Consider the following 17,651-nt stretch of genomic DNA (forward strand, 5'->3'; position numbering starts at 1 on the left):
GTGTGTCCTTCCGTGGACGCGGGGGGCGTCCGGCTTGCGTGCAGGGCGAGCGGGGCGGCACCCCCGGGTGGGAGCGCCGCCGCGCGTCAGCCGACCAGCTTCTGAGCGCTCTCGCCGGCCTGCTTCATGGCGTCCTTCGGCGAGGCCGAACCGATCAGCACGGCCTGCACGCGGTCGGCGATGGCCGACTCGATCTGCGAGTACGCGGTGAACTTCCACAGGGGGTTCGCGCTCGCGGTGGCGGTGATGCGCTCGCTGAACTGTGCGCCGAAGGTGTCGGAGGCGACCTCCGACGACGACAGCGCCTCGGTCGTCGCGGGCGGCAGACCGCGCATCGCGTAGTCGGCGAGGATCGCGTCGAGGTCGCTCGTGGCGTACTGGGCGAAGTCGCCCGCGGTGGCGGCGCCGGTGCCGTTGACCACGGCGATCGCGCCACCCCAGACGAGGGCGCGCGGGGTGTCGCCTTTCTTCAGCACCGGCCGCGACACCGGGGCGAGCTTGGCGGCGAGGTTCGCGTCCGGCGACTCCTTGGTCACCGCTCCGCGGCCCACAGGGGCGTCGTCGTACATCGCGGCGCGGCCCTGGGCGAACAGGCTGCGGGCGTCGAAGCGGTCGACGTCGGCGGCGATGAGGCCCTGGTCGTAGAGGCCCTTGTACCAGGTGACGGCCTCGACGCTGGCGTCGTCGCCGATCGTGATGGTGTCGCCGTCGACGAGCGGGCTGCCGAAGGTCTGCATCCAGATGAGGATGTCCTTCAGCTGCGCGGCCTTGGTCGACGCGGCGTAGGGGATGAGTCCCCCGCCGAGCCCCTTCAGCGAGACGAGGGCCTTCTCGAACTCGTCGACCGTCGTCGGGAACGCGTCGGCCGAGAGGCCCGCCTTGCCGAGGGTCTCGGAGTTGGCGATGAGGCCGATCGCGCCGATCGTCCACGGCAGGGCGTACTGCACGCCGTTGAACGTTGCCGCCTCGAGGGCCGACGAGGTGTATCCCCGACCGGATGCCAGCGACGACACGTCCTGCAGCTTGCCGGTGGCCGCGAGGCTGCCGAGCCAGGCGACGTCGACGTGCGCGGCGCCGGTGAACTGCCCGCCCGTCACCTGCAGCATGAGCTGGTTGATGTACTCGTTGTACGGGAACGCGGTGCGCTTGACGGCGATGCCCTTGGTCTTCTCGTACGACGCCAGGGTGGCCTCGAGCGCGGGCTTGGCCGACTCCTCGGTGAGCGACCACGACGCGAACGAGAAGTCGGTCGGGTCGGCTCCGTTCAAGCCGGCGGCCCCCGCGGCGGGTCCGCCGGTGGCCGTGGGGGCGCAACCGGCGAGAGCTGCCGCCGCGGCGCCGATGCCGAGGAACTGCAGCGCGCGTCGGCGCGTGATGAGCGGGTTGGGAAGGGACGAAGCAGACATGGGTGTCCTCCTTGACGGGCGAGCGGTGAGAGAAAGAGCGGGGATCAGCCTTTGACGGCGCCGGCCGTCATGCCGCTGACCAGGTAGCGCTGCAGCAGCATGAACGCGACGGCCACCGGGAGCGACACCACGAGGGATGCCGCCATGAGTTCGGGCCAGGCGGTGGCCGCCTCGCCGACGTAGGTGTTGACGAGTCCGGGCGGGAGCGTCTGCTTGTCGGGGCCGGCGAGGGTCAGGGCGAAGATGAAGTCGTTCCAGCCGCGGACGAAGGCGAACAGTCCGGCCGCGACGAGCCCGGGGGCGGCCAGCGGCAGCACGATCGAGTGGATGGTGCGCAGCCGCGAGGCACCGTCGACGCGGGCGGCCTCGATGAGCTCGTCGGGGATGGTGTCGAAGAAGCCCTTCAGCATCCAGACGCACAGCGGCAGCGTGAAGGTCGTGAACGACAGCACGAGCGCGGTGTAGGTGTTGAGCAAGCCGTAGGCGCTGAACACGCTGTACAGGGTGACCAGCAGCAGGGCCTGCGGGAACATCTGCGAGGCCAGTACGAAGTACATCAGCTGCCGACGACCGCGGTAGCGGAACTTCGAGAACGAGTAGCCCATGTAGGCCGACACGATCACCGAGAGCAGGGCCGTGACGACCGAGACGATGACGCTGTTCTGCAGGTAGGTGAACAGCTGCGGGTTGGACGTCAGCGAGATGTAGGCGTCGAAGGTGATCTCGGTGGGGAACAGCTTCGGCGGGTACGAGAACACCTGGTCCCGAGGCGTGAGCGAGGTCGCGAGCAGCCAGTAGACCGGCAGCAGGGCGAACCCGCCGCACACGATCAGCGCGGCCCACGATGCGGCGCGGACGCCGGGGCGGTCGGAGCGCAGGCCCGAGCTCGGGCGCCGGCGGCGGCGTGCGGGAGCGTCGACGACGACCGGCGGAGCCTCGGGGCTGGGGGCGACGGTGGGGAGGGCGGTGCTGGTCATCGCTTCTCACTCCTCTCGGAGAATCGGACGTAGACGACGACGAGCGCCATCAGCAGGACGAGCCACAACAGGCCGAGCGCTCCGGCGCGGCCGAGGTCGAAGCCGTGGAAGGCGGTCTCGTACACCGAGGTCGCGAAGGTCTCGGTGGAGCCGGCGGGGCCGCCGCCGGTGAGCACGTAGATGATGTCGAAGTGCTGGAAGTTCCAGATGAACTCCAGCAGCAGCACCAGGCCGATGATCCCGCCGATCTGCGGGACGGTGATCGAGAAGAAGCGGCGGACCGTTCCGGCGCCGTCCATCTCGGCGGCCTCGTGCAGCTCGCGCGGCACGGTCTGCAGACCGGCGAGGAGCATGACCATCATCCAGGGGAAGGACTGCCAGGTCTTCGCGACGATCACCGCGAACATCGCGGTTCCGGGCTGCGCGAGCCAGGCCTGGGGCGAGACGCCGAGCGGCTCGAGGATCGCGTTCATCACGCCGTAGTTGGCGTTGAAGATCCACATCCACAGGAACGACACCACGACGCCGGGCACGAGCCACGGGATGAGCATCAGGCCGCGGAACACCTTCGATCCGCGGATCTGCGTGTTGAGGGCGAGTGCGAGGGCGAAGCCGATCACGAAGGGGGCGATGGTCGTGCCCAGGGTGAAGACGAGCGTCTGCCCGAGCAGGCGGAGGAAGTCGTCCTGCAGCACGTCGGCGATGTTCTGGAAGCCGACGAACTCGCGCCCGGGGAGCACGAGGCTCTGTTTGAAGAACGCGGTGACCAGCGCCGAGACGAGGGGGTACGCGACGACAACCGCCATGAGCGCCATGCCCGGCACCACCAGCAGCACGGCGAACATCCCGTTGCCGAGTCGCTCGGGTCGGCTGGTCCGACGTGAGCTTTTGTTTGTTTGTGTGAGTTTTGGTGTGTCTAGAGTCGTCACGTCGATGTGCGCTTTCCTCGGCGATGAGGGACCATGCGGCCCGATCGAGGCGGTTTATCCCGCTTTCGGCGCATTCAGCTTCGCGGGTCAACGCGATGAGGTCAATTCGCGACGGTAACGCTTAGATCACGACGTGTGAACTTGTGATTGTTCTTGTTATTTAGCATGTTCAAACAGGGGCCGCGACCGACACGACGAATTAGACGCGCGACGCGATCCGCTCGTCGAGCCAGGCCAGCAGGTCGGCGCGCACCGCGGCCTGCTCGCGCTCGGCGAAGATCTCGTGCCGCGCCCCCGGGTACACCAGGGTCGTCACGTCGGTCAGGCCCGACCGTTGCCGGTAGGCGTCGGCGAGGCGATGCACGCTGCGCGGGCCACCCACGGTGTCGTCGCGCCCCACCATCAGCAGCATCGGCACGTCGCGGCCGAGGTCGCGCCGCGGGCGCCCCAGCAGCTTCAGCGTCTCGAGGGGGCCGAACAGCCGCGCCAACGGCGTCGATGTGGTCAGCGGATCGGCGACGAAGTCCTTCCCCACCTGTTCGTCGCTGGAGAGCCACTGCATCCCGGAGCCGCCGAGGTGCTTCCACGGGGCGTTGAGGTCGCCCGCGTTCAACGACCCCGGCCAGCGCAGGGCCGAACCGCTCAACACGACCGCGTCATAGGCATCCGGATGCCGATCCAGCAGCATCTGCGCGAGGAACGAGCCCCACGAATGCCCGAGCAGCACGAGAGGCAGGTCGGGGTGCTGCTCGCGGATGCGCTGCGAGAGGGTCCACACCGCGTCGCGGGCGGCGCCGAGACCGCCGGGTCCGAGCCGACCGAGCTTGGCGTGATCGCCTCGCCACTGCCCCAGCCCCGTGCGGCCGTGGCCGCGGTGGTCGTCGGCGTAGACGGTGTAGCCCGCTTCGACGAGGGCCTCGATGAGGGCGGTGTAGCGGCCGGCGTGCTCGCCCACCCCGTGCAGCAGCTGCACGACCGCGCGGGGCTCGACCGCCTCGTACACGTCGTAGACGATGCGGATGCCGTAGGCGTCGTCGAACTCTGGCATGGGGGGAGTCTAGGGCTGGGACCGGATTGCACGGACGAGGACTATTCCGTTAGCAAGGCTAATGAGCTAACCTAACCATCACGGACATGAATGATCGCGTCGACGAATCCCCCCTTCCCGACCTGAGTCATGACTTCAGCGCCGCGGCTTCCGAGCTGCGCATGGCGACCTTCCGCCTCGCTCGACGCCTGCGAGCGCAGCGGGCGGTCGACTCCATGAGCGATGGACAGTTCGCCGTCCTCGCTGCACTGACCGTGCACGGCGCGCACACGCTCGGCCAACTGGCCGAGCGTGAGCGCGTCACGGCGCCGTCGATGAACCGCACGGTGTCGCTCCTCGAGGAGGCGGGATACATCACGCGCATCCCCGACGAGGCCGATCGCCGCCGCGTGACGATCGACCTCACCGACTTCGGCCGTCGCATCGTCGACGAGACCGTGCGCCGGCGCGACGCCTTCCTCGAGGAGGCCCTCGCCGAGCTGAGCCCGGAAGAACGCGACGCGCTGGCCCGCGCCACGGTGATCATGAGGAAGGTGGCCGACAGATGAGCACGTCGATGTTCCGGTCGCTGTCGATCTTCAACTACCGCGTCTGGTTCATCGGAGCCCTCGTCTCCAACGTCGGTGCCTGGATGCAGGCCACCGCCCAGAACTGGGTCGTGCTGACGCAGCTGACCGACAACGACGCCGCCGCGATGGGCGTCACGATGGCGCTGCAGTTCGCCCCTCCCCTGCTGCTGGTGAGCGTGACCGGGTGGGTCGCCGACCGGTTCGACCGGCGCAAGCTCATCATGTGCACCCAGAGCGCCCTGCTGCTGCTGGCCGTCACGCTCGGCGTGCTGCTGCTGACCGGCGTGATGACTCTGCCGCTGATGTTCGGCTTCGCTCTCGCCCTCGGCGTGGTCACCGCCTTCGACAACCCCGCCCGACAGGCGTTCGTCTCCGACCTGGTGTCACAGGAGAACGCCTCGAACGCCGTCGCCCTCAACGCCGCGTCGTTCAACATGGCCCGCCTGATCGGGCCGGCCGTCGCGGGCGTCATGATCGTGATCGTCGGCACCGGGTGGGTGTTCCTCGTCAACGCGGTCACCTTCCTCGCCATGCTCGGCGCCCTGCTGATCATGCGGCCGCACGAGCTCGTCGCCCGCCACCGCCGCGGCGGACCGGCGCGCCTGGCCGACGGCTTCCGATACGTCGGGAGACGGCCTGATCTCGTCGTGATCTTCGTGATGGTGTTCCTGCTCGGTGCGTTCGGCATGAATTTCCCGATCTTCGCCTCGACGATGGCCCTCGAATTCGGCCGCGGCGCCGACGGGTTCGGCCTGCTCAGCTCGTTCGTCGCGATCGGCTCGCTCGCCGGAGCCCTGCTCGCCGCGCGTCGCGAGCGCGCCCGCATGCGCGTGGTGATCGTCGGCGCCGGCGGCTTCGCCGTGGCATCCGCCCTCTCGGTCTTCGCCCCGAGCTACGAGGCCTATGCCGCCACCCTGGTGCTCACCGGGTTCTGCGTGGTGACGACGCTGACCACCGCGAACGGCTACGTGCAGACCACGACCGACCCCGTGCTGCGCGGCCGCGTGCTCGCGCTGTACATGGCGATCCTGTTGGGCGGAACGCCCGTGGGCGCCCCGATCGTCGGCACCGTCGCCGCGCAGTTCGGGCCCCGCGTCGCGATCGGGCTCGCCGCGGTCGTCGCTGTGATCGCCTGCGCGATCGGAGTGAGCTGGACGCTCGCGTCGGGGCGCGTGCACCGCCACGAGACGAAGCGGTTCCTGCTCACGGTCGACGAGACCCGGCCGATCCAGACGATAGCGCCCGAGCCCGAGGACTTCAGCGACGAGATCGCCGGCACGACGCCGATCCCGCTCCCGCCCGGCGAGCGCGGTCCGCGCGCGACCCCGCGCCCGCGCCACAGCGCCTGAGCCGGGGCCCGACCTCGATCGAACGGATGCCGCACCCCTCGGCATCCGCCTGGTCGTCGCGCGTGCAAGCCCTTCCCTCGTCCGATATCGCTAGATAAGCTAGCGATATGAACGACAGCATGGATCGGCGCCGCTGGGCGGGGCTCGTCTTCATCAGCATCGCCGTCTCGCTGATCATCGTGGACTCCACGATCGTCAACGTCGCCGTGCCCTCGATCGTCGAAGAGCTCACGATCTCCTCGACCGAGGTGCAGTGGGTACAAGAGGCCTACACCCTCGTGTTCGCCTCGTTCCTGCTCGTCTTCGGCTCGCTCGCCGACCGTTTCGGCAGACGCCGGCTCATGCTGATCGGCGTGGGCATCTTCGCCCTCGCCTCGATCGCAGCGGCCCTCGCGCCCACCGGCGGACTGCTCATCGCCTCGCGCCTGGTACAGGGAATCGGCGGAGCGATGATCCTGCCGACGACCCTCTCGATCATCAACGCCACCTTCCGCGGACGCGAGCGCGGCATCGCCTTCGCCGTCTGGGGATCCACCATCGGCGGCATGGCCGCGGTCGGCCCCCTGCTCGGCGGATGGCTGACCACGGCGTTCTCGTGGCGCTGGGCCTTCGGCATCAACATCCCCCTCGGGGTGATCATCGTGATCGGCGTCGCCCTGACCGTCGCAGAATCGCGCAGCGACCGCGTCGAGGCGATCGACGGCGTCGGCGCCCTGCTGTCGGTGCTGACGATGGCCCCGCTCGTGTTCGGCCTCATCGAGGGCCGCACCTACGGATGGTGGACCGTCGACACCGCGCCCGCGATCGGCGACTGGACGTGGCCGCTCTCGCTCTCCCCCGTGCCGATCGCCTTCGCCGTGGCGCTCGTCGCGCTCATCGCCTTCATCGCGTGGGGCCTGCGGCGCCAACGCGCGGGGCGTTCGACCCTGCTGGCCTTCGGCCTGTTCCGCATCACGTCGTTCCGCAACGGCAACATCGCCGCGGCCGTCGTCTCGCTCGGCGAGTTCGGCATCATCCTCGCCCTGCCCCTGTGGCTGCAGTTCGTCGTCGGCTTCGACGCCCTGCAGACCGGCCTGTTGCTGCTCTCGCTCGCGATCGGCTCGTTCGTCGCGAGCGGCATCGCCGGGGCGCTCAGCAGCAAGGTCGCCCCCGTCTGGATCGTGCGCGGCGGCCTGCTCGCCGAGATCATCGGCGTGGCCGGGGTCGCCTTCACCATCTCTCCGGATGCCACGTGGGGACCCCTCATCCCCTTCCTCTTCGTCTACGGCGTCGGCGTCGGCCTCGCCACGGCGCAGCTGACCGGCGTGGTGCTGGCCGACGTGCCCCCGGCCGCGAGCGGGCAGGCCTCGGGCACCCAGTCGACCTCGCGTCAGCTGGGCGCGGCTCTCGGGGTGGCGGTGCTGGGCACCGTGCTGTTCTCGACCACCGCGGGGGCGCTGATCGCGCGCCTCGACGACCGCGGCGTGCCCACGGCGCAGAGCGACCAGGTCGTCTCGCAGGTGGTCGACAGTGCCGGTGCGGCGATCGGCGGCCTCGCGGCCTCGCCGCAGACGCAGGACCTCGCGATCGACGCACGTGCCGCCTTCAGCGACGGCACGCGCGCGGCGGCGTTCACGGCGGCGGCATTCCTCACGCTGGGCCTGGCCTCGACCCTGACGCTCGGCGCGGGCGCACGGCGGCGCGAGCCCGAGAAGGAGACGGCTGCGTAGGGGTCCATTCGCTCGAATGGAAACCACGGCGGGTGGCGACTTGTCAAGCCTCCACCCGCTTCTCCTCCACGAGGAGGGGTTTTCCTACTGTGCAGGTGACCTATCCGCTCTTGATCTCGTGGGGAGATCCATCATGCCGAAGTTCACACGCCGTTCCTCTCGCATCGCCACCGCGATCGCCCTACCCGCGGCCGTCGTCGCGGCGGGCGTTCTGGTGTCGACGAGTTCGTACGCCGCCTTTTCCGACACCACCTCGAACGAGCAGAACAGCTGGCGCGCCGGCACCGTGCAGCTCGCCGACGACGCCGCGGGACGCACGCTCTTCACCGCGCCCAACGCCAAGCCCGGCGACGGGGGCACGACGTGCATCGCGGTCACCTCGACCGGCACCCTCGCCTCGCAGGTGCGCCTCTACGCCGACGAGGTGACCGGCACCGCCGGCCTCGCCGACCACCTCGCTCTCACCATCGAGCAGGGCACCGGTGGGGGCTACGGCACCTGCACGGGCTTCACCGCGCAGAGCACGGTGTTCGACGGCAGCCTCGCGGGCTTCACCGGAGCGCACTCCTCGTTCGCCACCGGGGCCGCGACCTGGAGCCCGACGGGAGCGGAGGCGGAGTCGCGCACCTTCCGCATCTCGTGGACGCTCGCCGACGACGCGCCGAACAGTGTCCAGGGGGGCACCGCCTCGACCGCGCTCGTCTGGGAAGCCCAGAACAGCTGAGTCGGTGCCCGCGAGTCGCGTGCTGCTCGTCGCGGCGGTGGCGGCGGCCCGAGCGGTGGTGACGCTCGCCCTGGCCCTGGGGTTCTGGGCCGCGGCGCCCGTCGCGCTCGGGTGGCTGCCCACCACCGTGATGACGGCGTCGATGACGCCGGCGATCGAGGTGGGCGACGTCGTGGTGTCGCGCCCGATGCCGCCCGACGCCCTGCTGCCGGGCCGGGTCGTGCTGGCCGACGATCCCGACTGGTCCGACCGGCTGCGGCTGCACCGCATCGCCGTGATCGACGTCGACGGGGCACTGATCACCAAGGGCGACGCCAACCCGTCGGCCGACTCGTCACCCCTGCACCCCGACGCCGTCCGCGGCGTCGGGGTGCTGAGGGTGCCGTGGGTCGGGCTGCCCGTGGTGTGGGTGAAGACCGCCGACGTCGTGCCGCTCGGTGCCGTGACGGTCGGGGTCGCCCTGTGCCTCCTGCTCGCCCTGCGTCGCGGCGACGACGACGACCCCCGGCCGCCTGCCGACCCCGACGAGCCGCACCGCAGCCTTCCGGTGACGCGTCGGAGCCTGCGCGCACAGCGACGACGGGCCCCCGCCCGCGTGCGGATCGGCCGAGCGTTCGGTCTGGCCTCTTCCCTCGCGGTGACCGCGGCTCTCGGCGCGACCCCCGCGTGGGCGGCGCTGGCCGACGTCACCGCGGCGCCCGGGAGCATCGTCGCCGCCACCGTCTCGCCGCCCACGCGACTGGGGTGCGTCAACGACGGCGGCGCCGTCGTCACCTGGGCGTACGACGGCTGGGAGCCGCGCGGCTTCGACCTGCTCGTGAACGGCCGCGTCGTCGCGTCGGGCATCCCGCCGTGGGCGCGGGCCGCCCGCGTCCCCAACGACGGCTCGTACTCGCTGTTCCGCACCGATCGAGTCACCGTGCGCACGACCGCCGGGCAAGCCTGGTCGGCCGAGTCGTCGGCATCCGTCCCCGTCGGCGGGGTGTTCCTCGGCTTCGGCCGCCCCTTCTGCCGCTGACCGCCGGGGCTCCGCCTCAGAGCGTGCGCGCGAACGGGTCGAAGTCGGCCGGCAGCACGGGCACCGGAGCGCCCAGCGTGCTCTCGACCGTCACGAAGCCCGCACCGGCGGCCGATTCCTCGGCCGACAGGAGCACGTCGAGCACGTGATGCCCGAGCTCGCCCGAGGCCACGTGCGGACGCCCTTCGGCGATCGCGCGCACCATGTCGAGCAGACCGAGTCCGCGGCCGACCTCCGCGCCCTGCAGCGGCACCTCGAGGCGCTCCTGCTCGGGACGGAAGTCGTCGAGGAGCACGCCGAGGGGCTCCACGCGCGAGATCTCGCCGACGAAGTGGTTCGGATCGGGAAGGAACATCGACCCCTCGGTTCCGTGCACCTCGAGCACGCCGGCTCGTTCGAGCGCGGAGTCGAAGCTGAACAGGCCCTGCGCCTGTTCTCCCCCCTCGAACGAGGCGATCAGCTGAACAGTGGTGGGAACATCGACGTCGAAGACCTCGCCCGCCGCCGGCCCCGTGCGGATGCTCCGCTGCACGCGCGGCCGCGTGCCGACGGCGGCGACCCGGTCGACCGGGCCGAAGAGGCTGACCAGCGCCGAGACGTAGTACGGCCCCATGTCCAGCAGCGGACCGGCGCCCCGGGCGAAGAGGAACTGCGGTCCCGGATGCCAGAGGTCGGGCCCCTGCGTCTGGAACGACGCCTGCGCGAACAGGGGCCGGCCGATCGCGCCGTCGAGGATCGCGCGCTTGGCCGACTGGAAGCCGGGGCCCAGCAGCGTGTCGGGCGCCGAGCCGATGCGCAGGCCCGCGGCATCCGCCTGCCGGAGGAGCTCCGCGGTGCCCTCGCGATCGAGGCCGAGGGGCTTCTCGGTCCATACGTGCTTGCCGGCGGCGATCGCCTTCGACGACACCTCGACGTGCACGGCGGGGATCGTGAGGTTGACGACGACCTGCACGTCGGGGTGGGCGAGAACGTCGTCGGCCGTGCCCCACGCGGGCACGCGGTACTGCGCGGCCTGGGCCCGCGCACGCTCGGCGATGAGGTCGCCGACGATGAGGACGTCGACGTCGGGGAACGAGGTGAGGTTCTCGAGGTAGGTGTCGCTGATGACACCCGCGCCGATGATGCCGACGCCGACGGGGGCGCTCACGCGGCGAGGCCGTTCTCGAGCAGGAAGGCGTAGCTGGCGGCGACATCGTCGAACACGTCGCCGGGGGCGCGGTCGTACTCGATGACGGCCCAGCGCACCGATTCGGCAGCCCGCATGGCCTCGACGAGGGGCACCTGGCCGTCGCCGGGGTGGCGCTGGTCGAGGGTGCGCGTGACGCCGAGGTCGGCGCCGGGGGCGAAGGGGTTCTCGGCCGGCACGATGCCGTCCTTCACGTGCACGGCCAGCAGGCGCGAGCCCAGGCGGCTCACGAGAGCGGGCACGTCCTGGCCGCCGGTGAGCGCCCAGAACAGGTCGAGCTCGAGGGCGACGCGCTCGTCGGTCTGGGCGACGAAGTGCTCGAACGCGCTGCGACCGTCGACGTCGGCGAGGAACTCCTGCGCGTGGTTGTGGTAACCCACCTGCAGTCCGTAGGTGGCGGCGAGGTCGGCCGCGGCGTTCATGCGCTCGGCGATGTCGGCCACGCCGTCGGCGGTCAGCCAGCGATCGGCGGCGACGAAGGGATCGATCACCGTGCTGATGCCGATCTCGGCCGCGGCCGCGAAGACCGCCTCGGGGGCGGGGGTGGGGATCGACCCGTCGGGCGTCCACAGCTCATCGGACAGCAGGGGTGCGTGCCCGGTGGGCGAGGCCAGACCGCTCGCGTCGAGCGCGGCGCGGATCTCGGCGGGGCGGCGCACGAAGTCGAACGCCTCGACGTTGCGCAGGCCGATGGCCGCGAGGCGGTCGAGCGACCCCTGCGGGTCGGCACTGAACTGATCGGCCAGCGTGTACAGCTGAACGGAGGGGGTGGGGAGCGACATCGGACCTTCCTTGCTCGTCGTCGAGATCGCCGCGCGAGCGGCTCGGTGGGAACGCTACCAGAAAACCGACCAGTGGATGCTTTCTCTCTCACCCGGCGCTTAGACTGACCCGGTGACCCTCGGCGACGACTCCCCCGGCGACGACGCCCTCGACGACGATCGCCTCGGCCGCTCCGGGGCGTACTCGAAAGGCGTCGCCCGCCGGCAGGAGATCCTCAACCGCGCGATCGACGTCTTCGCCGAGCGCGGCGCCGACGGCGCATCGCTGCGCAGCATCGCGCGGGCGCTGGGCGTCTCGCACGCGGCGCTCCTGCACTACTTCGACTCGCGCGAGCAGCTGCTCGTGGCCGTGTACGACCACGCCAACCGGCAACGCCCGCCCGCGCCCGACGCCACGGCGCTGTCGTCGTTGACGGATGCCGCGGAGCACAACACCGCAGTACCGGGGCTGGTCGAGCTCTACACGACCCTCGTCGCGACGTCGTTGAAGGAAGACAGCGCCACCGCGCGCGAGTACTTCACGGCCCGCTTCGCACGCCTGCGCGAAGACCTCGCCGCGCGACTGCGCCAGGAGCAGGCCGACGGCCTGGTGCGCGCCGACTGCGACCCCGACCAGGTCGCCGCCCTCCTCATCGCCGCCTCCGACGGCCTGCAGGTGCAGTGGCTGCTCGACCCGTCGCTGCCGCTCGCCCGATCGCTGGGCGCGCTCGGCGGGCTGCTGGCTCCGCCGCGCTGACCTGACTCGAGGTGGCGCGCCGCGCACGCTCCGCGATTCGCGCGGCGGCGCGCTCGGGGCGACGCGGGCTGACGGGCTCCGCGACAGTCGAACCCCGGCCATCCCCGCACACCTTCCGCGATCTGCACAACCTCACCCGCACGCGCCCCCACCGGGCGGAGGATGCGCGGATCGCTGAGGTTCTGCCGCCGCCGCCCGGCGCTTGCGCCGGCACGCCGGCTCCGCGATCCGCTCAACCTCAGCCGCACGCGCCCCCATCGAGCCGAGGATGCGCGGATCGCCGAGGTTCCGCACCCGCCGTCACACCCGCGCGTCGACCGCCTGGTCGGCCACGGGCACCAGTCGCGTCAGCTGCGTCACGTGGCGGGGCTCGAGCTCATCGAGCGACGAGACGCCCAGCAGCGTCATCGTGCGCTCGATCTCGCTGCGCAGGATCGCGATCGTGCGGTCGACGCCCTGACGCCCACCGGCCATGAGGCCGTACAGGTAGGCGCGGCCGATCAGGGTGAACTTCGCGCCGAGGGCGATGGATGCCACGATGTCGGCGCCGTTCATGATGCCGGTGTCGACCATGACCGTGGCGTCCTTGCCGACCTCGCGCACGACCTTCGGCAGCAGGTGGAAGGGGATGGGCGCGCGGTCGAGCTGGCGGCCGCCGTGGTTGGACAGCACGATGCCGTCGACGCCGAGGTCGACCAGGCGCGCGGCATCCGTCACGTTCTGTACGCCCTTGACGACGATCTTGCCGGGCCACATTCCGCGGATCACGTCGAGGTCGTCGTAGCTGATCGTGGGGTCCATCGCGGCGTTCAGCAGCTCGCCGACCGTGCCGCCGGTGGTGCTGAGCGAGGCGAACTCGAGCTTGGGGGTGGTGAGGAAGTCGATCCACCACCAGGGGCGCGGGATCGCGTTGACGATGGTGCCGACCGTCAGCTGCGGCGGGATCGAGAAGCCGTTGCGCTTGTCACGCAGGCGGGCGCCGGCGATGGGGGTGTCGACGGTGAACTGCAGGGTGTCGAAGCCCGCCTTCGCCGCGCGCTCGACGAGGCCGTACGAGATTGAGCGGTCTTTCATCACATAGAGCTGGAACCAGTTGCGACCGACGGGGTTGGCGGCCTTCACCCCCTCGATCGAGGTGGTGCCGAGGGTCGAGAGCGTGAAGGGGATGCCGGCGGCGGCGGCCGCGGAGGCTCCGGCCGTCTCGCCCTCGGTCTGCATGAGACGCGTGAAGCCGGTGGGCGCGATGCCGAAGGGGAGGGCGGAGGGACCGCCGAGGATCTGGCACGAGGTGTCGACGTCGGCGGCGGGGCGCAGGATGTCGGGGTGGAACTCGACGTCCTCGAAGGCGCGGCGGGCGCGGTCGAGCGACAGCTCGCCCTCGGCGGCGCCGTCGGTGTAGTCGAACGCGGCCTTGGGCGTGCGGCGCTTGGCGATCGTGCGGAGGTCCGCGATCGTGAGGGCGGCGTCGAGGCGGCGCTTGCGCGCGTCGAGCTCGGGCTTCTTGAACTGCATGAGCTCGAGGAGCTCGCCGACCTTCGGCAGCTGACGCTGAACCATGGGGGATCTCTCTTTCATGTGGTCTGACCACATCGTACGCCCGCTCCGACGGGGCGGGAAGGGGTTTCAGAAACGCGGTTCGTAGCGCCGCGGAGGAAAGGCCGCGGCCACGCGCGCCCGCAGGTCGGCGAGCGAGGCATCCGCATCGAAAGCGCCGAGCGCCCGCGCCTGCACGAGCACGTTGCCCAGCGCCGTCGCCTCGACGGGACCCGCCAGCACGGGAACCCCCGAGCGGTCGGCCGTCGCCTGGCACAGCAGGGTGTTGAGCGCTCCGCCGCCGACAAGGTGAACGACGTCGATCTCGCGGTCCGCGAGGGCCGCCGCCGCGCGGAGGGTGGTGGCGAACGCCTGCGCGATGCTCTCGACGATGATGCGCGCGAACATCGGGCGTTCCGAGCGACCAGGGGCGTCGCGCCCGAGCAGCGCCGCGATGCGCGTCGGCATGTCGCCGGGAGCCGCGAGCGAGGGGTCGTCGGCGTCGAACAGCCGCGCCGGCACCGAGACCGAGCCCGCCGCCGCCAGCAGCCGACCGAGGCCGACGGGGGCGCCGTCGGCCTCCGACCACGCCCGCACCGTCTCGCTCAGCAGCCAGAGACCGGTGACGTTGCGGAGGAAGCGGATGCGCCCGTCGACGCCGCCCTCGTTGGTGAAGTTGGCCGCGCGGGCGGCATCCGTCACGATCGGCGCCTCGAGCTCCAGACCCACCAGACCCCACGTCCCGCACGAGATGTAGGCCGCGTTGGCCGACGACATCGGCACCGCGACCACGGCCGAGGCGGTGTCGTGCGAGCCGACGGCGACGACAGGCAGTCCGCCGAGGTCGGTGGCGCGGCCCACGGTCTCGCCGGGGTCGACGAGCGGGGGCAGCACGGATGCCGAGATGCCCAACGTCGCGGCGAGCTCGGTGTCCCACTCCCCCGTGTGCACGTCGAGCAGGCCCGTCGTCGAGGCGTTGGTGCGCTCGGCGACGCGGCGACCGGTGAGGCGCTCAGCGAAGAGGTCGGGGATCAGCAGGCTCGCCTCGGCCGCGGCGAGCTGCGCGTCGGCGGCGTACTGGTACACCGTGTTGAAGGGCAGGAACTGCAGGCCGTTGCGGCGGTACAGCTCCTCGAACGGAACGATCGCGTGCACGGCATCCACCCCGCGCGCGGTGCGCTCGTCGCGGTAGTTGAACGGCTCCGCCATGAGCTCGCCGTCGCGCAGCAGACCGTAGTCGACCGCCCACGAATCGATGCCGACACTCTCGATCGCCGGTTCGCGGCGCAGCGCCTCGGCCAGGCCCGCGCGCACGTGAGTCCACAGGGCCTCGACGTCCCAGTGCCAGCCGTCCGCGCGCTCGACGGGTCCGTTCGCGAAGCGCGCGACCTGCTCGAGCTCGAGCACTCCCTCGCCGACGCGGCCGATCATCACGCGGCCGCTGGTCGCGCCGAGGTCGACGGCCGCGACGGCGCGGACCGGCCGCGAAGCGCCGACCCCGGCCGCGGGCGACGGCTGCAACCCCGCAGCATCCGACCCGGCGTCGCTCATCGCAGGAACGCCGCAGCGACGCCCGAGTCGACGGGGATGTGCAGGCCCGTCGTGCGCGAGAGCTCGGGACCGGTGAGCACGTACACCGCATCGGCGACGTTCTCGGGCACGACCTCGCGCTTGAGGATCGTGCGGTTGGCGTAGAACTGCCCGAGGTCCTTCTCGTCGACGCCGTAGGTGGCGGCGCGGTTGGCGCCCCAGCCCGCGGCGAAGATGCCCGAGCCGCGCACGACGCCGTCGGGGTTGATGCCGTTCACGCGCACGCCGTGCTCGCCCAGCTCGACCGCCAGTAGGCGCACCTGGTGGGCCTGGTCGGCCTTGGTCGCCGAGTAGGCGATGTTGTTGGGGCCGGCGAACACCGAGTTCTTCGACGAGATGTAGATGACGTCGCCACCCATCTTCTGCGCGATGAGAGCCTTCGCCGCCGCCTTCGCGACGAGGAACGAGCCCTTCGCCATGACGTCGTGCTGCAGGTCCCAGTCCTTCTCGGTGGTCTCCAGCAGCGGCTTCGACAGCGACAGCCCCGCGTTGTTGACGACGAGGTCGATGCCGCCGAACGCCAGCACTGTCGCATCGATCGCGGCCTGCACGGCCTCGGCATCCGCGACGTTCGCCGCCACCCCGATCGCGACGTCGGTGCCGCCCAGTTCGGCCGCGGCGGCCTGCGCCTTCTCGAGGTCGAGGTCGGCGACGACGACGCACGCGCCCTCCGCGGTGAGGCGGGTCGCGATGGCCTTGCCGATCCCGGATGCCGCGCCCGTGACGAACGCGATGCGGGCCTGGTGGGTCTTGGGCCGGGGCATCCGCTGCAGCTTGGCCTCTTCGAGCGCCCAGTACTCGATGCGGAACTTCTCGGCATCCGAGATCGGAGAGTATGTCGAGAGGGCCTCGGCTCCGCGCATCACATTGATGGCGTTGACGTAGAACTCGCCCGCCACGCGCGCCGTCTGCTTGTTGGCGCCGTACGAGAACATGCCCACGCCCGGGATCAACACGATGAGCGGGTCTGCGCCGCGGATCGCGGGGCTCGCTTCCTCGGTTGCTGAGCCTGTCGAAGCATGCGCGTCGTAGTACGCCTGGTAGTCCTCGCGATAGGCGAGGTGCAACTCCTGCAGGCGCGCGATCGCGTCGTCGATCGAGGCGTCGGCGGGCAGGTCGAGGATCAGCGGCTTGACCTTGGTGCGCAGGAAGTGGTCGGGGCAGCTGGTGCCGAGGGCGGCGAGGGCGGGGGCCTTCTCGGATGCCAAGAAGTCGAGCACCGCGGCGGAGTCGGTGTAGTGACCGACCATCGGCTTGTCGGTCGAGGCGAGCCCGCGGATGGTGGGGGCCAGCGCCGCCGCCTTCGCGTGACGCTCGGCCTCGGGCAGGGCCGCGAAGCCCGCGCGCACGCCGCCGAAGGGCTCGGCCGCGCCGTGCTCGTCGATGTAGGCCTGCGCGGTGTCGATGATCCAGAGGCTGTTGCGTTCCGCCTCCTCCGAGGTGTCGCCCCAGGCGGTGATGCCGTGACCGCCGAGGATCGTGCCGATCGCCTGCGGGTTCCGCTCTTTGATCGCGGCGATGTCGAGGCCCAGCTGGAAGCCGGGGCGGCGCCACGGCACCCACACCACCTTGTCACCGAAGATCTCTGTCGTGAGCTTCTCGCCGTCGGCGGCGGTGGCGATCGCGATGCCGGCGTCGGGGTGCAGGTGGTCGACGTGCGCGGCGTCGACGAGACCGTGCATCGCGGTGTCGATCGAGGGGGCGGCCCCGCCCTTGCCGTGCAGGCAGTAGTCGAAGGCCGCGACCATCTCGTCTTCGCGCTCGATGCCGGGGTACACGTCGACCAGCGCCCGCATGCGGTCGAGGCGCAGCACCGCCAGGCCCTTCTCGGTGAGGGTGCCCAGGTCGCCACCCGAGCCCTTGACCCACAGCAACTCGACCGGCTGACCGGTGACGGGGTCGATGTCAGTGCCCTTGGCGGAGGTATTGCCGCCGGCGTAGTTGGTGACCTTCGGGTCGGAGCCGAGGCGGTTGCTGCGCGCGACGAGGTCGGCGGCGGTGGAGCTGGTCATGACGTTCCTCACGGGTGAGAGCGACGGTAAAGGGAACCGGGGCGACGGTGATTCAGGGTCCGCCGCCCCGGCGATCGGGTCGT

15 protein-coding genes are annotated in these 17,651 nt (G+C 71.0%); 6 read left to right on the top strand and 9 right to left on the bottom strand.

The window, feature by feature from the left end:
• Positions 1-86: 86 nt before the first annotated feature.
• The 4 genes from LPW41_RS14880 to LPW41_RS14895 form a co-directional block, all read right to left on the bottom strand.
• Complete coding sequence (locus LPW41_RS14880; RefSeq protein ID WP_144834548.1) at positions 87-1,406, bottom strand: extracellular solute-binding protein; 1,320 nt, start codon at positions 1,404-1,406, stop codon at positions 87-89.
• 44 nt (positions 1,407-1,450) lie between these two features.
• The gene (locus LPW41_RS14885) at positions 1,451-2,383 is read right to left on the bottom strand and encodes a carbohydrate ABC transporter permease (protein ID WP_144834546.1); all 933 of its coding nucleotides are present in this window, start codon (positions 2,381-2,383) and stop codon (positions 1,451-1,453) included.
• The gene (locus LPW41_RS14890; protein WP_144834545.1) at positions 2,380-3,228 is read right to left on the bottom strand and encodes a carbohydrate ABC transporter permease; all 849 of its coding nucleotides are present in this window, start codon (positions 3,226-3,228) and stop codon (positions 2,380-2,382) included. Before LPW41_RS14890 ends, LPW41_RS14885 begins: the two co-directional genes overlap by 4 nt.
• A 283-nt stretch (positions 3,229-3,511) precedes the next feature.
• Positions 3,512-4,360, bottom strand: a complete 849-nt coding sequence (locus tag LPW41_RS14895; RefSeq protein ID WP_230705275.1) for an alpha/beta fold hydrolase — start codon at positions 4,358-4,360, stop codon at positions 3,512-3,514.
• Positions 4,361-4,446: 86 nt separating this feature from the next.
• On the opposite strand from LPW41_RS14895, the gene LPW41_RS14900 reads away from it, so the two are divergent.
• From LPW41_RS14900 to LPW41_RS14920, 5 genes are all read left to right on the top strand, one after another.
• Positions 4,447-4,908, top strand: a complete 462-nt coding sequence (locus LPW41_RS14900; RefSeq protein ID WP_230705276.1) for a MarR family winged helix-turn-helix transcriptional regulator — start codon at positions 4,447-4,449, stop codon at positions 4,906-4,908.
• Positions 4,905-6,278 carry an MFS transporter gene (locus LPW41_RS14905; protein WP_230705277.1) on the top strand — a complete coding sequence of 458 codons (1,374 nt, stop codon included), beginning with the start codon at positions 4,905-4,907 and terminating at the stop codon, positions 6,276-6,278. The genes LPW41_RS14900 and LPW41_RS14905 overlap by 4 nt, the downstream gene beginning before the upstream one ends.
• A gap of 107 nt (positions 6,279-6,385) precedes the next feature.
• A complete protein-coding gene (locus LPW41_RS14910; RefSeq protein WP_230705278.1) occupies positions 6,386-7,987 on the top strand; it encodes a DHA2 family efflux MFS transporter permease subunit in 1,602 nt (533 codons plus the stop codon).
• Between the two features lie 133 nt (positions 7,988-8,120).
• Positions 8,121-8,711 (top strand): TasA family protein, encoded by a 591-nt coding sequence (locus tag LPW41_RS14915; protein WP_144834537.1) that lies wholly within the window; start codon positions 8,121-8,123, stop codon positions 8,709-8,711.
• A gap of 4 nt (positions 8,712-8,715) precedes the next feature.
• Positions 8,716-9,729 (top strand): S24/S26 family peptidase, encoded by a 1,014-nt coding sequence (locus tag LPW41_RS14920; protein WP_230705279.1) that lies wholly within the window; start codon positions 8,716-8,718, stop codon positions 9,727-9,729.
• Between the two features lie 16 nt (positions 9,730-9,745).
• Here the strand turns inward: LPW41_RS14920 and LPW41_RS14925 are convergent, their stop codons facing one another.
• Both LPW41_RS14925 and LPW41_RS14930 read right to left on the bottom strand, forming a co-directional pair.
• Positions 9,746-10,876: a Gfo/Idh/MocA family protein gene (locus LPW41_RS14925; protein ID WP_144834533.1), complete on the bottom strand. Its 1,131-nt coding sequence runs from the start codon at positions 10,874-10,876 to the stop codon at positions 9,746-9,748.
• Complete coding sequence (locus LPW41_RS14930) at positions 10,873-11,697, bottom strand: sugar phosphate isomerase/epimerase (protein WP_230705280.1); 825 nt, start codon at positions 11,695-11,697, stop codon at positions 10,873-10,875. Before LPW41_RS14930 ends, LPW41_RS14925 begins: the two co-directional genes overlap by 4 nt.
• Before the next feature lie 112 nt (positions 11,698-11,809).
• Between LPW41_RS14930 and LPW41_RS14935 the strand changes: the two genes are divergently transcribed.
• On the top strand, positions 11,810-12,433 hold the full coding sequence (locus tag LPW41_RS14935; protein ID WP_144834529.1) for a TetR/AcrR family transcriptional regulator: 624 nt from the start codon (positions 11,810-11,812) through the stop codon (positions 12,431-12,433).
• 300 nt (positions 12,434-12,733) lie between these two features.
• Here LPW41_RS14935 and LPW41_RS14940 read toward each other — a convergent pair whose 3' ends face one another.
• From LPW41_RS14940 to LPW41_RS14950, 3 genes are all read right to left on the bottom strand, one after another.
• On the bottom strand, positions 12,734-13,990 hold the full coding sequence (locus tag LPW41_RS14940) for an alpha-hydroxy acid oxidase (RefSeq protein WP_144834527.1): 1,257 nt from the start codon (positions 13,988-13,990) through the stop codon (positions 12,734-12,736).
• A gap of 66 nt (positions 13,991-14,056) precedes the next feature.
• Positions 14,057-15,517 carry a rhamnulokinase family protein gene (locus tag LPW41_RS14945; protein ID WP_230705281.1) on the bottom strand — a complete coding sequence of 487 codons (1,461 nt, stop codon included), beginning with the start codon at positions 15,515-15,517 and terminating at the stop codon, positions 14,057-14,059.
• Positions 15,514-17,568 (bottom strand): bifunctional aldolase/short-chain dehydrogenase, encoded by a 2,055-nt coding sequence (locus LPW41_RS14950; RefSeq protein ID WP_144834524.1) that lies wholly within the window; start codon positions 17,566-17,568, stop codon positions 15,514-15,516. The genes LPW41_RS14945 and LPW41_RS14950 overlap by 4 nt, the downstream gene beginning before the upstream one ends.
• Between the last annotated feature and the right edge of the window lie 83 nt (positions 17,569-17,651).

It is taken from the genome of Microbacterium sp. JC 701 (genome assembly GCF_021026215.1).
GTDB classification, from domain to species: domain Bacteria; phylum Actinomycetota; class Actinomycetes; order Actinomycetales; family Microbacteriaceae; genus Microbacterium; species Microbacterium algihabitans.